Here is a 15476-nt window from a genome sequence, read left to right as displayed (position 1 = left end):
TTCCGATGGGACACCACTGTCCTGCAGGTGCGGTTGGACTTCCGTTGGGCGTTTGCCGACCGTAGGCTGCGCGACAGATATCGCCTTTTCTTCTAAGGAGACAGCGCTCGATGAAAAGACTGAATGCCGCCAGCGGCGCGGGAGTCGCCGTCCTCGCGCTGAGCCTCGCGCTCGCGGGCTGTGGCTCGGACAGCAAGACCACCGCGTCGTCCGGCTCCGGCTCCACCTCGGCGGTGGCGTCATCGTCCGAGACGACTTCGGCCGAGGCATCGGCGACCAGTGCGGCGCCCACTCCCGGGACCAACAAGACGATCGCCGACTACGTCAAAGACAACAACATCACCGAAACCAGCATGCAGCGCGGCGATCCGGGCCCGAACATCAACGTGCCGTTGCCCCCGGACTGGCAGCCCAAGCAGGGTGCGCTCCCGGAGGGTACCTACGGCGCGATCGTCTACGCCAAGACCGCCGTACCGACCAATCCACCCCGCGTCCTCGCGCTGCTGTCCAAGTTGACGGGCAATGTCGATCCCGCAGAGATCTTGAAGTACGCACCGGGTGAGCTCAACAACCTGCCCGGCTTCACCGGTGACAACCAGGGCGAGCCGTCTCAGCTGTCCGGCTTCAACTCGGTCGAACTCGCCGGCACCTACAACCAGAACGGCAAGCAGGGCATGATCTCGCAGAAGACCGTCGTGATCCCGGCCGACAATGCCGTCTACGTGCTGCAGCTCAACGGCTTCTCCGACGAGTCCGAAGCGGGCATCCTCAACAACGCGATGAACATCATCAACGAGAAGACCACGATCACGCCCTGATCGGATCCGCCTCGCCCACTGTCAGCGCCGATATAGCGGTGGCGGCCGGCATGACAGACCCACGCCTGTGAGGAGACAGACTGTTCAACCGCTCCCCCGACGTCGAGGTGACGGTGTCACCGGTCGCGGTCGTCCCGCGCGCCACGGTCACCGCCACCGTGACCACCAGCACACCCGTGCGCACGGTGACCGCGGCACGCCTCGAATGGGGTTACACCAACTTCTTCGACCAGGACTGGGCCGGTAAATCCGACTCCGCCGCGGCCAGGGGCAGCGAGGTCTTGTCGGCCGTGGGCGAGGTCGGCATCACCGACCCCGGCGACCGCAGCACCGACGAATGGGTCTGCGTCAGCACGGTCGATCTGCCCGTCCCGACGTCTGAATTCACCGGCGGTTCGTGGACATTCCGGGTTCCGTCATGGGCGCCGGCATCGTCAAAAGAGATCGCCCGGTGGTCCGCGCGGCTCATCGTCGAGCGGGGCGGGCACGATATCGACGCCCACGGCGAGTTCACCGTCCGGATCGGGCGCAACGATGTGTTCGACTTCGACGGCCTCGACGAGCCGGTCGAGGTGGTGTCCGGCGCGGCCGAGACAGTGATCGATATCGTCCTGCCCACAACGATTTTCCTGGCCGGGGAGGCCGTCAACGGACGCGCCTTCCTCACCCCCACCGTGGACCTGCCCGACGGCGATCTTGCGGTCTGCTGGCAGCGGCGGCGAGCATCGCACCCGCTGACCAAGAATCCGTCCGAAGGAAATTCCCTTGAGGGCCGAATCATCCAGTTGGACAACCGAATTACGCTGCAATCAGGTAAGCCGGTCACCTTACCGTTCGCGATTCCGCTCCCTGCCGATGCGCCACCCACCGCGGCTGCCGTGCACTCGTCGATGGACTGGTACGTGCAGGCGCGGCTGCGCTACGCCGGTGTCAACGCTCGCCCGGCCGAGCTCGTCGTCAAGCCCATCGTGGTGATCAACACCGGCTAAGCGCGCGAGATCTTCGACGCCTCCGCTACCAGCTCCGGAGTCGGCCGCACCCCGGTGTATCGCTCGAACTGCTCGGCGGCCTGCAGCGCGATGACTTCAGCGCCGGTGATCACGGGTTTGCCGGCCGCTCTGGCCGCGAGGATCAGCGGTGTCTCCGATGGCAGTGCCACCACATCGAACACCGTGTCGGCGGCCGCGATCAGCTCCGCGGGGAACGGGCTGTCGTGCTCCTCGGCGCCGCCGGCCATGCCCACCGGGGTGACGTTGACGATGATTGACGCCGCCGCGCCGCCGACATGCGAGCGCCAGCGATAGCCGAGCTGATCGGCCAGTTCGGGACCGACCGACTCGTTGCGAGCCACTACGGTTCCGTCGCGAAAACCGTTGTCCCGGAAGGCAGATCCAACAGCCTTGGCCATCCCGCCACTGCCGTGGATCAGCACCGTCTGGTCGGACTGCAATCCGTGTTCGGCGATCAGGCGCTCCACCGCGACATAGTCGGTATTGGACGCGGTCAGCACCCCGTCGTCGTTGACGATGGTGTTGACGGAATGGATGGCTCGTGCGGAGTCGTCCACGTGGTCGACCAACGCCAGCACGTCCTCCTTGAAGGGCATCGACACGGAGCAGCCGCGGATGCCAAGCGCCCGCACACCGCCGATCGCCGCGGCGATATCGGTCGTGGTGAATGCCTTGTAGATGAAGTCGATCCCGAGCCGGTCGTAAAGATAGTTGTGGAACCGCGTGCCGATGTTGCTCGGTCGCGCGGCCAGCGAGATACACAGCGTGGTGTCCTTGTTCAGCGGTGGTCTCGCCATCTCAACCCACCGCCTCGATCACCTGGCGGGCGACGCTGCGGATCTGCTCGATCAATTGCCGAGGCAGATGGACGTCGCGTCGGTCGGGCACATCGATCACCGTTGTCACCACACCCACATCCTCTCGTACCCAGAATGCACCGAACTCGTCGAGTATCGAGCGCATCGCCAGGTTGTCGGAAAGCACACGTGCAGAGAATTTCTCGACGCCGTCGATCCTGGCAGCGACAGCCAGCGCCTTCATCAGGAACGACCCCACCCCCTTGCCCTGGTAGTCGTCACCGACGATGAACGCTATCTCGGCCACCGTCGGGTCGGCTTCGTCGCGCACGAACCTGGCGTCGGCGACGATATTGTCCAGCTCCTCGGCCGGATCGATCATCACCCAGACGAAATGGTCGACGTAGTCGACTTCGAACAGATAGTCCATCAGCGCCTGGGTCGGCTCGCGGGTCGTCATGAACCGCCGGTACAGCGTCTCGCTGGAGAATTCGACGGGGCCTTTGGTGGCCCTGGCGCTGTCCCCGGGCAGCACCGGGCGTAACAGCAGCGCGGTGCCGTCGCGCAGCCGCACCGGCACCGGAGTGATGAAGGATGCCAGCCGCTGGCGCGCCGTGCGCACCAGCCGGTCCTTGACGCCCGGAATGTCGGCCATGCACGCGAACGCCGCGGTGTCGCCGATCCAGCCGGTCAGCGCTTCGGTCGTGGTGACCGTCGCGGTGCGCGGTTTGTCGCGCAGCAAGGCCATCTCGCCGACGACCCGGCCCGCGGACACCTCGCCGATCATCAGGACGCCGTCGTCACAGACATGGCGGACCTCGACGCGGCCCGACGAGATCAACAGGAACGACACCGCCGGCTCACCCTGGAGCATCAGGTCCTCGCCGGGGGCGGACCGCAGCGGCTGGAGCTGCTCGGCGAGCGGGATCAGGTCGCTGACGCGGCAACCGGCGAAGACCTCCATGGTGGCGAGGTCTTTCGCCTGCAACTCCGTCAGTTCGGACATATCCCAGACACCCCAGCTATCTCCTGCCGATGGCACCGAGCGTACGTGCGTCCACACTGATGGGGTGAGCAATTCCGAACCGGTGCTGGGTGTTCCCCTGGTGGTCGTGTGTGTGGTGATGGCGATCGCCGCCGGTGTGCTCAGCCGCGTCTTCCTGCGGAGTTCGCCGTGGATCGTCCCGCGGGCCGGTGCCCGTGCCGCACTGCAGTTGGCCGCGGTCGCCATGGTGCTGGCCGCGGCGATGACTCACCTGTGGTCGTCGATGCTGGTGCTGACGGTGATGTTCGCCGTGGCAACCGTGACGGCAGCGCGGCGCAGCCAGGCCGATCGAGGTTCATGGTGGCTGGCGGCCGCGCTCGGTGCCGGGATGCTCGCGGTGATTCCGTTACTGCTGTTGTCCGGGGTGGTGCCTGTCTCGGGCTTCGCCATCGTCCCGGTCTTCGGCATCGTGCTCGGCGGCACGATGACCGCCACCGCGGTCGCCGCCCGGCGGGCGCTCGACGCGCTGAATCAGCGCAACGGTGAGGTGGAGGCGGCGCTCAGTCTGGGACTGTCAGAACGAGATTCGCGCAAGGAAGTGGTGGAACGGCCGATTCGCGATTCGCTGCTGCCGAATCTCGACCAGGCCAGAACCGCCGGTCTGGTCACCCTGCCCGGCGCCTTCGTCGGCGTGCTGCTGGCCACGGGATCCGCGGCCCAAGCCGGTGCGGTGCAGGTGCTCGTTCTGGTCGCGCTGCTGTTGTCGCAGACGTGCGGGGTGGTGGTGGTCGGCGAACTGGTGTCCCGCGGACGGGTGACGCGCGCCGCCGCGGTCATCGGCTGACCTGGCGCAGGATCGCGACGCCGGTCATCGCCTGCCATACGATGATCGGGTAGACCGCGCCGCGCTCGACGAACCCGACCGGAAACATCGTCAGCGCCGCCAGGCAGCAGATGCCGAAGACGCCCAGGGCCACACTGGCACGAGAGTAGTTCTGCGGCAATCCGATCCGGCGACCGCCGACCCCGACGAGGAGCACGGCGATGTTGCCACCGACGATGGCCAGCGCGGCGCCGACGACATGCAGCGCAACCGAGCCGGGTGAACCGCTGGGAAAGCTGCCGACCATCACGTTGCCTACGGCGTTGGCGGCGGCGGCGAGCAGGAACCCCCGGCCGACCCCGCCGGTCCCCGGATGGGCGCGCACCGCGACCACCGCCCCGAGCGCGAACAGCAGACCGTGCAGGGCGAAGGCGCCGACGTTCATCACCGCGGACGTGCCGAGATCGCTGATGTAGTTCGTGGCATACCGGTAGCCCGGCTTGCCCGCGGCCGCGACGGCCTCACAGACCACGTATACCCCCGCGCCCAGCAGCCAGATCACCGCGGCAGTCCGCGCCGAACTAGAGACGGCCGATCCCCCCGACCGTCTCAGTCCGCTTGTCGAAAGTCACGGACGGATCAGGACTTTGAGGGCCTGACGATCCGCCATCGCCTGGTAGCCCTCGGGGATCTCGTCGATTCCGATCGTGCGGTCGAAGACCTTCCCCGGCTCGACGGTGCCGTCGAGGATATCGGGCATGAGTTCCTCGATATAGGCCCGTGCAGGTGCGACACCGCCGGTGAGGGTGACATTACGCATGAATTCCGGTACACCGAAGGGGATCTCGTTGTCCTGAGGCACACCGACCCGGCTGACGAAGCCGCCGGCGCGGGCCACGCCGAACGCCGTCGCCAGCGACGGATTGGTCCCGACGCATTCCAGCACGGTGTGCGTCCCGTCACCGCCGGTCAATTCCCGGACCCGCTCGATACCTTCGCTACCGCGTTCGGCGACCACTTCCGTCGCGCCGAATTCGCGCCCCAGATCGGTCCGGACCTTGTGCCGCCCCATCAGGATGATCTGCTCGGCGCCAAGGCGTTTGGCAGCCAACACTGCGGACAATCCGACGGCGCCGTCCCCGATCACGGTGACGGTGGTGCGTGGACCGACGCCGGCGGTGACGGCGCAGTGGTGCCCGGTGCAGAACACATCGGAAAGTGTCAGCAGCGACGGTATCAGCACGGAGTCCGGCGCGACCGGCAGTTTCACCAACGTGCCTTGCGCCTGCGGGACCCGCACGGCCTCCCCCTGGCCGCCGTCGACATTCTTCGAGCCCCAGCCGCCGCCGTGCCGGCAGGAGCTCTGTAGGCCTTCCTGGCAGAAGTCGCAGGTGTTGTCGGCCCACAGGAACGGGGCGACGACGAGATCGCCCTTCTTGAGTCCCGATACCTCCGAGCCGAAGTCCTCTACGACGCCGATGAACTCGTGGCCCATCCGGCGGCCACGCTCGGTGGCCGGCATCGATCCGTACGGCCACAGATCGCTACCGCAGATACAGGACGCGGTGATCCGGACGAGTGCATCAGTGGGTTCCCGCAGCGTCGCATCGGGCACCGTCTCGATCCGAACGTCGTGGGCGCCGTACATCAGGGTCGCGCGCATAGAAATGTCCTTTCGTCTCCAGTCCATCCAACCCTTACAGACTGGGCTGCGGGAGTGCCTACCCATCGGGGTAACAACAGAACCCCCTTGATGCAAGGACCGGTCCCAGCGTCACCGGATGGACAGCCGGCTACTGAGCGGCCCGCGTCCAGCAAACCCACCCGACGGACTACCCCGCGCGTGTTGCGCTGCTGCGGCGATTAGGTCGCGCGCTCGACCCCGGTTCACCGAAACCTCGGCGCCGCCCCTGTCACTCAGGGCGCTGGGGTCAGCCGAACAGACAGACCAGACGCGGGTACCGCCAGCAGTGAAGCCACCCGGCTGGTCGCGGGTGACGGGGCGCCAATTGACTGAATCACGCGGCTTTTTGGACTTTCAGACGGTGCCATCGCCGCCGACGGTAAGACAGTGACCGGCCCGCCACAGCGGTGCTGTGACGGGCCGGGTCCCTGAATCGCTTTGCAGACCGGGGCTGACAGATCCTGAGAGGCAGGAGACCCCGGTCCACCCACTACTGTGGTGGCGTGGACGGCATCTGACAAGGGATGCCAGAGCAACCGTAGGGAATTCTCACCAGAACCCCATGCTGCGGCGCCGAGCGGCTCCCGTGCTCAAGGCCGGGCCGCCAGCCCCGCCTGTGAGGGACCCCGGAAACACCGATGGCAGGCCAGTTTCCTGACCTGCCATCTCAAGGGTGGAGCTAAGGGGATTCGAACCCCTGACCTCCTCGATGCGAACGAGGCGCGCTACCAACTGCGCCATAGCCCCTTGACCGCTAGCACGCTACCAGCCTGCAGGCGTCAACCGAAAACCGCCGGTCACTGCCCCGCGGCGTGCGGCAGCGAGTACTCGCGGGAAAACGGTACGTAGTCCAGATGCTCGAACGCCGGGTCCTCGTCGTCGATCTCCAGTACGGCCGCGCCGGGCTGACGCAACCGCGCAGGCACGACGTCGAGATCGTTGTCGTGGGTGTTTTCCACCCCGAGGCGCGACCGGGCCATCCGCTGCATGCGACGACGGCGCAGGCGCTCCTCGATCCGAGTCTGACGGCGTAGGTATGCCAGGTAGAGCAGCGTGATCGCGCCGACCACACAGCACAGGTACCAGGAGCTGGGCGTCACCAGGAACGCGGCGGCGGCAGTGAAGACCAGCAGGGTCGCCATCGTCAGCAGCACCCGCTTGCGGAACTTGTACTTGCGGGCGGTGACGGCGGCCGCGGTCTTCGACTCCAGGCTGTGCACCCGGGAGGCTCCGGACAGCCGCCGGCCGACGGTCGTCGCCGGCTCTTCCTCGGCTTCCAGGCCGGAGGTGTCCTCGACGTACTCGTACTCGTCGGCGCTGCCATCGACAGTGTCGTCGGCGGCAGCGGCAGGAGTCTCGGCGGTGTCGTCAGTCTCGTCGGTGGAAGCGTCGTTGGTCTGCGCTCTGATGCCCTCGGTGTCGGCGCCGTCGTCGAACGGGAGCTGCGGTTCCTCGGCTTGCGCGACGGGTTCGGAAGCTGCCTCGGTCCGAATCCGTCCGACCGGGAGGGCGCCGGAGTCCTCGTCGACGACGTCGACGTCCAGATAGTCGGGTTCGGTCTCTTCGGCCAGCGACGTCACCACGGCGACCGACCGGACGCGAGAGGGCTTGCCGGTCACCACAACCGGCCCCGTCTTCTCCTCGTCGAAGTCGTCGGCTTCGTCGTCCTCATGTACGGAGGTGGGCTGCCAGTCGGGGTCGCTGCGGTGCCCGGCCGCGGGTTTGCCACGTTTGATCAAACGCGCGGCGCGACCGCCGGTGTTGAGCACTCGGGTGGCCAGCGCGACGTCACTGGTGCGACGCACTGTGTCGCGCCGGTTGATGAGCATGGGCACCAGCACAAACAGCCAGAGCACCACGAGTGAGATCCAGAGCAACGATTGGGGGATGCTTGGCATGGCGGCAAGCTCCTTTCCCCTCCAGGCTAGGTCTCCCGACCAGCGCATCCGGGTGCGGCGCGCCGAGACAATTACACACCTGTAATTCGTCTGTGACAAGCACCATTAGTCACAAATGTCACATTAGTAACAAGATTTGGACTCCCTGGGCCCTGTCGCCAGTTGGACACCAGGGTCGCGAGTTCGGCGAAAAGCCAACCCTCCCGCCGAACTCGCCTGCCATACCCAGTCACGGGTTCGCCCACAGATTGCTGCGGCGGGTCCGCCGGGAGGGGGTGCGCGTCGGCCGGTCTTCGCACCATTCGGGCATGTCGAAGCCGATTATCAGGACGCAGGCCACTGCGGACAGGGTCCGGACCCGCAGAACTCTGCGGTGACGCCGTTCGCAACCGTACCCGCGCATCCCCCTGCCGAAGAATGCCGAGCAGAACCTGTTCACCCCGACCTACGCGGCCTGGATGTGGACCGGCAGGCCCGCAATCGTCGCCGGGCGCGGCGAGTCCGGCGCGATGGTTGTGAAACCGCGCTTTCCACGACCCTCATGTCGATCTGGACGTAGACGGCTCAAGCCCAGCTGGCGCGACCGGCCCGGACCAGCGATGCGGCCACCGACCCCGATACTTCCTCCACGGTCAGCGCCACCAGCAGGTGATCCCGCCACGCCCCGTCGACGTCGAGATAGTTGCGCAGCAGGCCCTCTTCGCGAAAGCCCGCTTTGGCCAGTACTTTTCGACTCGCGGCATTCTCCGGCCGCACCGTCGCCTCGACGCGGTGCAGCATCACGGGCCCGAAGCTGTGGTCAAGACCGAGTGCCAGGGCGGCAGTGGCGACGCCCTGCCCGGTCAGCTCACTGTGCACCCAGTAGCCGATCCACGCCGACCGCAGCGCGCCATGAGTGACGTTGCCGATCGTCAGCTGACCGGCGAACTGCCCGTCGACCTCGATGACATACGGCAGCATCCGGCCATTGCGCGCCTCGGCCCGCAGCCCGGAACACACCGAGGGCCACGCCGAAATTGAATGACGCACAGCCCAATCCAGGTCGGCGCTGGGTTCCCACGGTTCCAGATTCGCTCGGTCGGCACTGCGGATGCGGCTCCACTGGGCGGCATCGCGCATCCGAACCGGGCGCAACTGGGTCACTCCGGCGGGCACCCGCAACGGCCCGACCACCATCGGCCAGCCAGGATGCATGGCACTCGAACGCCAGAAACTCACGTCGACTGCTAGCTCAGCCGCGCTGGGCCAGGAAGGCGACGTCGACGACCTCGCCGGTACGAATCTGCTCGGCCTCGCTGGGCACCACGACGAGGCAGTTCGCTTCGGCCAGTGTGGCTAACAAATGCGATGACGAACCCGGCGCGCCGCCCAGTGCCTGCACCAAGTACTCACCGGTGTCCTGATCGCGCATCAACTGCCCGCGCAGGAATCCCTTGCGGCCGCGCACCGACGAGATCGGGGCGATCGCACGCGCCTGGACTATCCGGCGGGTCGGCTGCCGCTTACCCAACGACAGCCGGATCAGCGGACGCACCATCACTTCGAAGACCACCAGCGCGCTGACCGGATTGGCAGGCAGGAGGAACACCGGGACTGCGTCGCGACCGAGCTGACCGAACCCCTGCACGGAGCCCGGGTGCATCGCGATGCGGGTCACCTCCATCTCACCCAGCTCCGACAACACCGCACGCACACCTTCGGCGGCCGCACCACCGACCGCCCCGGCGATGATGACGATCTCGGCCCGGCTGAGCTGACCCTCGACCGCCTCTTTGAGCCCCTTGGGATCATTGTCGACGATGCCCACCCGGTTCACCTCGGCACCGGCGTCGCGTGCGGCGGCCGCCAGCGCATAGGAATTGACGTCGTAAACCTGCCCGTTCCCTGGGGTACGGGAGATGTCGACCAGCTCACCGCCGACGCACAACACCGACAGGCGGGGCCGAGGGTGCACCAACACCCGCTCCCGGCCGACCGCGGCCAGCAGACCGACCTGGGCGGCGCCGATGATGGTTCCCGACCGCACCGCGACATCTCCGGGCTGGACGTCGTCGCCGGTCCGCCGCACATAGGCGCCCGACCGGACCCCGCGCAGCACCCGCACCCGCGACTGCCCGCCGTCTGTCCAGCGCAGCGGCAGCACGGCGTCGGCGAGTGTCGGCATCGGCGCGCCGGTCTGGACCCTAGCCGCCTGTTTGGGCTGCAACCGGCTCGGCGTCCGGGTACCTGCGTCGATGGCCCCCATCACCGGGAGACTGATCTCACCGCCTGCATGGTCGCCATCCGGGCCACCGGGTTCACCGACGCCGAAGACGTCGACGCTGCGGACCGCATATCCATCGATCGCGGCCTGGTCGAAACCGGGCAGCGGCCTTTCGGTCACGACTTCCTCGGCGCACATCAGGCCCTGCGCCTCGGCTATCGCAACACGAACCGGCCTGGGGGCTACCGCAGCCGCCTGAACCCGGGCCTGCTGTTCTTCAACCGAACGCACAGTGCGCCTTTCTGCCGTCGGGCCCGGTTCGCAACCCGCGCCCGCAGCACGCCTAGTGCTAGGTCAGGCCGAGTCGCGAAACCAACCAACGGCGCAAGTCCGGGCCATAGTCATCACGATCCAAGGCAAAGTCAACCGCAGCCTTAAGGTAGCCGCCGGGATTTCCCAGGTCGTGTCGAGTACCCCGATGGACCACCACGTGGACGGGATGACCCTCCGCGATCAGCAGGGCGATGGCGTCGGTGAGCTGGATTTCATTGCCGACACCACGCTGAACTCGGCGCAACGCGTCGAATATCGCGCGGTCCAGGACGTACCGGCCGGCAGCCGCGAACAGCGACGGGGCGTCCTCCGCCTTCGGTTTCTCGACCATGCCGAGGACCTTGAGCACGTTGGGGTTGGCGGCGTCGGGAACGATCTCGACGTCGAACACGCCGTAGGCGCTGATCTCGTCTTCGGGCACCTCGATGGCGCACAGCACCGAGCCGCCGCGTTTGGCGCGTACCTTGGACATGATCTCCAGCACGCCGGTGGGCAACACCAGATCGTCGGGCAACAGGACCGCGATCGCGTCTTCGTCGTCGGAGAGTTTGGATTCGACGCAACTGACGGCGTGTCCGAGGCCGAGCGGCTCGCGCTGCACCACCGACTCGACCTTGATCAGAGCCGGCGCCCGACGCACCTTCTCCAGCATCACCTTCTTGCCGCGGGCCTCCAACGTGCCTTCCAGCACGAGGTCCTCGACGAAATGCGCGACGACGCTGTCCTTGCCCTCCGAGGTGATGATCAGCAGGCGCTCGGCACCGGCCTCGGCGGCCTCGGCGGCAACGAGTTCGATACCCGGAGTGTCCACCACCGGCAGCAACTCTTTGGGGACGGTTTTGGTGGCGGGCAGAAAGCGCGTGCCAAGACCTGCAGCAGGCACAACCGCCGTGCGCGGTATCGACACTTTCGGCGCCTGAGGCATCGTCATCGTTCCCACCCTAATCGCAACGTGCTCCCCGCTCAGCTGACATTCTTGACCCCGTGAGCGACCGCTCGAAACCCCAGTTACGCATTCAACTGATTCGTGCTCGACGTTTGCTTGCCCCCGCTGCGCACGAGGCCGAGGCGCTCGCTCTGGCACAGCATATCCCTACCCTGCCGAACATTAGCGGCACGGTGTGCGCCTACGTGCCGATCGGCACAGAACCCGGGTCGGTCGCGTTGCTGGAGGCCCTGCAGGAGCTGGCCGAGCGGGTGCTGCTGCCGGTAGCGGTAAACACATCCGACGGCGTCCCGCTACCGCTGCTGTGGGGCGAATACCGACCCGGCGAACTGGTGGCGGCACGGTTCGGTCTGATGGAACCGGCGGGTCCTTCCCTGCCTGCGGAAACGCTGTCCGAGGCGGCCCTGGTGATCGTCCCCGCCCTGGCGGTGGACCACCACGGTGGCAGGTTGGGCCGCGGTGCCGGTTTCTACGATCGGTCGCTACCGCTTCGGGACCCGGCGGCCCATCTGGTCGCGGTGGTCCGGGATGAGGAGTTGGTCGCCGAACTGCCCGTGGCGGCCCATGACGTGCGGATGACCCATGCGGTCACACCCGGCGGTGGTGTCGTCACGCTGGAACATCGGGAATGGCGTGGGCCAGATGGCGGTTCTAGCACTTGACACGATAGAGTGCTAACAAGTTCTGACCCTTCCCGGAGGTTTTTGTGCCGACGTACAGCTATGCGTGCACCGAGTGCGGAGATCGTTTCGACGCGGTGCAGGCGTTCAGCGACGATGCCCTGACCACGTGCACCAAGTGCTCGGGCCGGCTTCGCAAACTTTTCAACTCGGTCGGCGTCGTCTTCAAGGGCAGCGGTTTCTACCGCACCGACAGCCGTGAGGCCGCGAAGAGCACCAGTTCCTCCTCCTCGTCGTCATCCTCATCGGAGAAGGGCGCCGACAAGAGTTCCGAGAAGAGCGGCGACAGCGGCGGTTCTTCGTCATCGAGCAGCTCGTCGGACAAGTCGGGCGGCGCCAAGGAGAAGAGTTCCGGGTCCACCAGCTCGGCTCCCGCCGCCGCAGCATCGAACTAGTTATCCACAGCGCTGCGGGCGACGTACGCCTGCAGCGTTGCGCCATCCCTACCCTATCGGCATGGCGCTGCGCCGTTCGGCATCCCTGAACCCCACCCCCCTGACGCGGTTACGCCAAGCGCTGCAACCAGATTGGGTGCATACGATGCGGGCCCGGCGCATCGCCGCCGCCGCGCTCGTCGTGCTTGCCGGGGTTGCTGCCATCCGATCGGACCCGGACGGCGATCGCACCGCAGCGGTCGTCGCCGCCCGGGATCTGGCCCCGGGGATCACCGTCACGCCCGACGACGTCCTGGTCGAAAACCGGCTGGCGACAACACTTCCCGACGGATCACAGGCCGACCTGGGTGGCGTTGTCGGCGCGACGCTGGCCGGTCCCGTACGGCGCGGTGAGGTGCTGACCGATGTCCGACTGCTCGGCTCCCGGTTGGCGAAGGCCGCCGCCGGGCCCGATGCGCGGATCGTGCCGTTGCACCTGGCCGACAATGCAGTGGTCGAGCTGGTCCGCACCGGAGATGTTGTCGACATCCTCGCTGCCGCCGACTCCGGCAGCAACGCAGTCCCCAGAGTGGTCGCCAGCGACGCGGTGGTGGTGCTGGTGTCGGCCAAGCCGAAGTCCGCGACGGCTGCCAACGACCGGGTGGTGCTGGTGGCGCTGCCCGCCCACGCGGCAAACGCCGTCGCAGGCGCCGCCCTGACCGAGACGGTCACTCTGACATTGCATTGATCATCGCATTGATCGAAGTTGGCCGAGGTGCAGCGACTTACGTCACGGCTAATTCGTCCGGCTTTGCTTCGAGCAGCGAGCGCTCGCCCCATCTCGCACGATCTTCATGGTGTTGCCGATAACTGGGGGTGACACTGTCCGACCTCGCGCCACCGGTGATCGTCAGCGCGTCGGTCGACGGCCAGGGGTGTAGGTCAACCAGGCGGGGCGGGAACCGAACCGGCGGCCGGCGCGATGGCACCGCCGCCGAGCGCGTCCATCACCATATCGGTGAGCTCGTCCGTGGACGACGTCGCAGCTGGAGCAGGAGCGGGGGTCGGTGTCGGCTCATCGGCAAAGGCTTGGCCGCCAGATCCGGCCCAAAAAGCAAGCAGCGCAATCGCAATGCCAGCCGCCCGCCGTTTCCCGACACTCTCGCGCACCCGCTGATCCTTTCCGATCCGACGTAGCGCAGCCACGTCGGAGGAAACCTAGCATCCCAGGGCTTCCCGCCGCAGCCCGGCGCACGGGACTAACGTTCGATATCTGCGAAGTGCACAGGCCTACAGCGAAAGGTTCATCCCATGTTGAAGGGGTTCAAGGATTTCATCTCACGCGGGAACGTCATCGACCTGGCGGTCGCCGTGGTCATCGGTACTGCATTCACCGGATTGGTCAAGGCGTTCACCGATAACGTCATCCAGCCGCTCATCGACCGGATCGGCGCGACCCCGGGCAAGGACTACGGATTCCTGAAGATCCCGCTGGGCGGTGACACCTTCGTCAATCTCAATGCCGTGCTGACCGCGGGCCTCAACTTCCTGATCGTCGCGGCGGTGGTCTATTTCATCATCGTGGCGCCGTTCAAGAAGCTGAAGGAGCGCGACAAGAAGGTGGCCGAGGGCGACACCGAACTGACCGTGCTCACCGAGATCCGCGACCTGCTGCGCGAGAATGGGGTCGAGGTCGTTGGCAAGCACGGGACGCCCGGGGCCACGCCCCAACCCCAGAGCCACGAAGGCGAATAACCCGCAGAAGAACGCAAAAGAAATCGCCCCCGGCTCAGGCCGGGGGCGATTTCTTTGGTGAAGCTGTGAACCGTCAGTCCACGAACCAGCTCACGTGCTAGTTCATGTTCCAGGGCTCGCCGTAGGTGGTGACGCTGTCACCGGCGCCGCTGATCAGCCGTGCGAAGGGCCGCAGCAGGACGCCGCCGGCAGCGCCGGTCACGGTGCCGTGGGCGTTAGAAACGGCGACTGCGCCGTTGGGGCCGGAGACGTCGACGGAGAGATGCCGGGGCCGTTGCCCAGGTCAGCGGAGATCGACACACCCGGGAACAGGTTCGGGGTGATGACCGAGCCCAGCGGGTTGAAACCGGTCGGGGACAGGTTGGCGTCGTCGAGCAGGATGTTCGGGGTGGAGTAGGAGAAGTTGATGCCCACACCGAGTGACCAGGGGAAGCCGACCTGGTAGCCGAGCTCCAGGGTGCCCTTGAACTCGTCGGATCCGGCGCCGGTCACCGAGTAGACAGCGCGCCCGGAGTGGAACCACTCACGGGTCAGCCGGTTGCGGTCCAGGGGGAACACACCGTTGAGGAACGTGTCCCACTGCTGAATGGTCAGGGTGCGGCCCTGTCCGTCCACCAGGCTCAACTCATTGTCCAAGCCAGCGTGTGAGGTGCCCGTGCCCACGAACAGCGCAGCGACGGCAGCGATCATCGCCACCAGCACCCGACTGATTACCTTCATGTTCTCCCTAGCGTGTCGGCGGTGATCCAGGCGGTTCACCGAGTTGTGGTTCGTGTGGGCCAACGCTGTTGAACCTCACACGAAGTAAAAACCGCCAAATGAGAACGCTCACAGGCTGTTCTTACGTTTCACTCATCGTTATAGACACGAGGAACATAACGGGGTGGCATCGCTGCGGCAACGCGTAGACATCCTCGACCCATCCCGCGCCGGCTCGAGAAGAAGTTTGCTGGCCTGGTCACCGGGTGTCGCGGCAGTTCAATCGTCCCATTTGCGTCGGCACACCGTCGCCTTAGCCCGCGAGACCTGACATAACTTCATCAGGCCGACGACATGACCCAGTTCACAGCCATTCAGCAGCAAGTGATCGTCAACTGTGATGTGGCGGAACGTTATCCCTGATCCACTGATCACGATCGCGCTCATCGCGCCGCGCGTCCGGATCGCGTT

The 15476-nt window shown here is 66.4% G+C and carries 16 protein-coding genes, 1 tRNA gene and 1 pseudogene; 7 read left to right on the top strand and 11 right to left on the bottom strand.

All coding sequences use genetic code 11. The features are described 5' to 3' along the window. The first annotated feature begins 110 nt into the window (after positions 1-110). Both lpqN and H7J73_RS17515 read left to right on the top strand, forming a co-directional pair. On the top strand, positions 111-818 hold the full coding sequence (gene lpqN / locus H7J73_RS17520; protein ID WP_264068792.1) for an envelope biogenesis lipoprotein LpqN: 708 nt from the start codon (positions 111-113) through the stop codon (positions 816-818). A gap of 113 nt (positions 819-931) precedes the next feature. Further along, positions 932-1807 carry a hypothetical protein gene (locus tag H7J73_RS17515; RefSeq protein WP_264068791.1) on the top strand — a complete coding sequence of 292 codons (876 nt, stop codon included), beginning with the start codon at positions 932-934 and terminating at the stop codon, positions 1805-1807. Here H7J73_RS17515 and H7J73_RS17510 read toward each other — a convergent pair. Further along, the gene (locus H7J73_RS17510) at positions 1804-2625 is read right to left on the bottom strand and encodes a shikimate 5-dehydrogenase (RefSeq protein WP_264068790.1); all 822 of its coding nucleotides are present in this window, start codon (positions 2623-2625) and stop codon (positions 1804-1806) included. The two genes, H7J73_RS17515 and H7J73_RS17510, sit on opposite strands and share 4 nt — an antisense overlap. Before the next feature lies 1 nt (position 2626). Next, positions 2627-3631 (bottom strand): acetyltransferase Pat, encoded by a 1005-nt coding sequence (gene pat / locus H7J73_RS17505; protein WP_264068788.1) that lies wholly within the window; start codon positions 3629-3631, stop codon positions 2627-2629. Between the two features lie 64 nt (positions 3632-3695). Between pat and H7J73_RS17500 the strand changes: the two genes are divergently transcribed. Next, entirely contained in the window at positions 3696-4454 is a 759-nt protein-coding gene (locus tag H7J73_RS17500; protein WP_264068787.1) for an ABC transporter permease, read from the top strand. Here H7J73_RS17500 and H7J73_RS17495 read toward each other — a convergent pair. From H7J73_RS17495 to H7J73_RS17465, 7 genes are all read right to left on the bottom strand, one after another. Then, positions 4444-4995 (bottom strand): DUF998 domain-containing protein, encoded by a 552-nt coding sequence (locus H7J73_RS17495; protein ID WP_264068786.1) that lies wholly within the window; start codon positions 4993-4995, stop codon positions 4444-4446. The genes H7J73_RS17500 and H7J73_RS17495 overlap by 11 nt on opposite strands. Before the next feature lie 66 nt (positions 4996-5061). Continuing rightward, on the bottom strand, positions 5062-6096 hold the full coding sequence (locus H7J73_RS17490) for a zinc-dependent alcohol dehydrogenase family protein (RefSeq protein WP_264068785.1): 1035 nt from the start codon (positions 6094-6096) through the stop codon (positions 5062-5064). A gap of 695 nt (positions 6097-6791) precedes the next feature. Beyond that, a tRNA-Ala gene (locus H7J73_RS17485) sits at positions 6792-6864 on the bottom strand. Positions 6865-6914: 50 nt separating this feature from the next. Next, positions 6915-8015: a divisome protein SepX/GlpR gene (sepX, locus tag H7J73_RS17480; protein WP_264068784.1), complete on the bottom strand. Its 1101-nt coding sequence runs from the start codon at positions 8013-8015 to the stop codon at positions 6915-6917. Positions 8016-8579: 564 nt separating this feature from the next. Then, positions 8580-9209 (bottom strand): GNAT family N-acetyltransferase, encoded by a 630-nt coding sequence (locus H7J73_RS17475; protein ID WP_276031412.1) that lies wholly within the window; start codon positions 9207-9209, stop codon positions 8580-8582. 37 nt (positions 9210-9246) lie between these two features. Next, a complete protein-coding gene (glp, locus tag H7J73_RS17470; RefSeq protein WP_264068782.1) occupies positions 9247-10509 on the bottom strand; it encodes a molybdotransferase-like divisome protein Glp in 1263 nt (420 codons plus the stop codon). A gap of 58 nt (positions 10510-10567) precedes the next feature. Further along, on the bottom strand, positions 10568-11476 hold the full coding sequence (locus H7J73_RS17465; protein ID WP_264068886.1) for a UTP--glucose-1-phosphate uridylyltransferase: 909 nt from the start codon (positions 11474-11476) through the stop codon (positions 10568-10570). A gap of 59 nt (positions 11477-11535) precedes the next feature. Between H7J73_RS17465 and H7J73_RS17460 the strand changes: the two genes are divergently transcribed. The 3 genes from H7J73_RS17460 (at position 11536) to H7J73_RS17450 (ending at position 13299) form a co-directional block, all read left to right on the top strand. Beyond that, positions 11536-12159, top strand: a complete 624-nt coding sequence (locus H7J73_RS17460) for a 5-formyltetrahydrofolate cyclo-ligase (protein ID WP_308207425.1) — start codon at positions 11536-11538, stop codon at positions 12157-12159. Between the two features lie 44 nt (positions 12160-12203). Then, the gene (locus H7J73_RS17455; RefSeq protein ID WP_264068781.1) at positions 12204-12572 is read left to right on the top strand and encodes an FmdB family zinc ribbon protein; all 369 of its coding nucleotides are present in this window, start codon (positions 12204-12206) and stop codon (positions 12570-12572) included. Between the two features lie 61 nt (positions 12573-12633). Further along, the gene (locus tag H7J73_RS17450) at positions 12634-13299 is read left to right on the top strand and encodes an SAF domain-containing protein (protein WP_264068779.1); all 666 of its coding nucleotides are present in this window, start codon (positions 12634-12636) and stop codon (positions 13297-13299) included. 194 nt (positions 13300-13493) lie between these two features. Here H7J73_RS17450 and H7J73_RS17445 read toward each other — a convergent pair whose 3' ends face one another. Next, positions 13494-13721, bottom strand: coding sequence for a hypothetical protein (locus tag H7J73_RS17445; protein ID WP_264068778.1), 228 nt, complete (start codon positions 13719-13721; stop codon positions 13494-13496). A gap of 141 nt (positions 13722-13862) precedes the next feature. Here H7J73_RS17445 and mscL point away from each other — a divergent pair, with 141 nt between their 5' ends. After that, positions 13863-14306: a large-conductance mechanosensitive channel protein MscL gene (mscL, locus tag H7J73_RS17440; protein ID WP_264068776.1), complete on the top strand. Its 444-nt coding sequence runs from the start codon at positions 13863-13865 to the stop codon at positions 14304-14306. Positions 14307-14403: 97 nt separating this feature from the next. On the opposite strand, the pseudogene mspA reads toward mscL, so the two are convergent. Then, positions 14404-15026: pseudogene (mspA, locus tag H7J73_RS17435) on the bottom strand (porin MspA). Positions 15027-15476 lie beyond the last annotated feature (450 nt).

The sequence above is a fragment of the Mycolicibacterium komossense genome (assembly GCF_025822605.1).
Taxonomy (GTDB): Bacteria; Actinomycetota; Actinomycetes; order Mycobacteriales; family Mycobacteriaceae; genus Mycobacterium; species Mycobacterium komossense.
The sequence above is the reverse complement of the archived record's forward strand: the minus strand, read 5'-3'. Positions and strand labels throughout refer to the sequence as shown.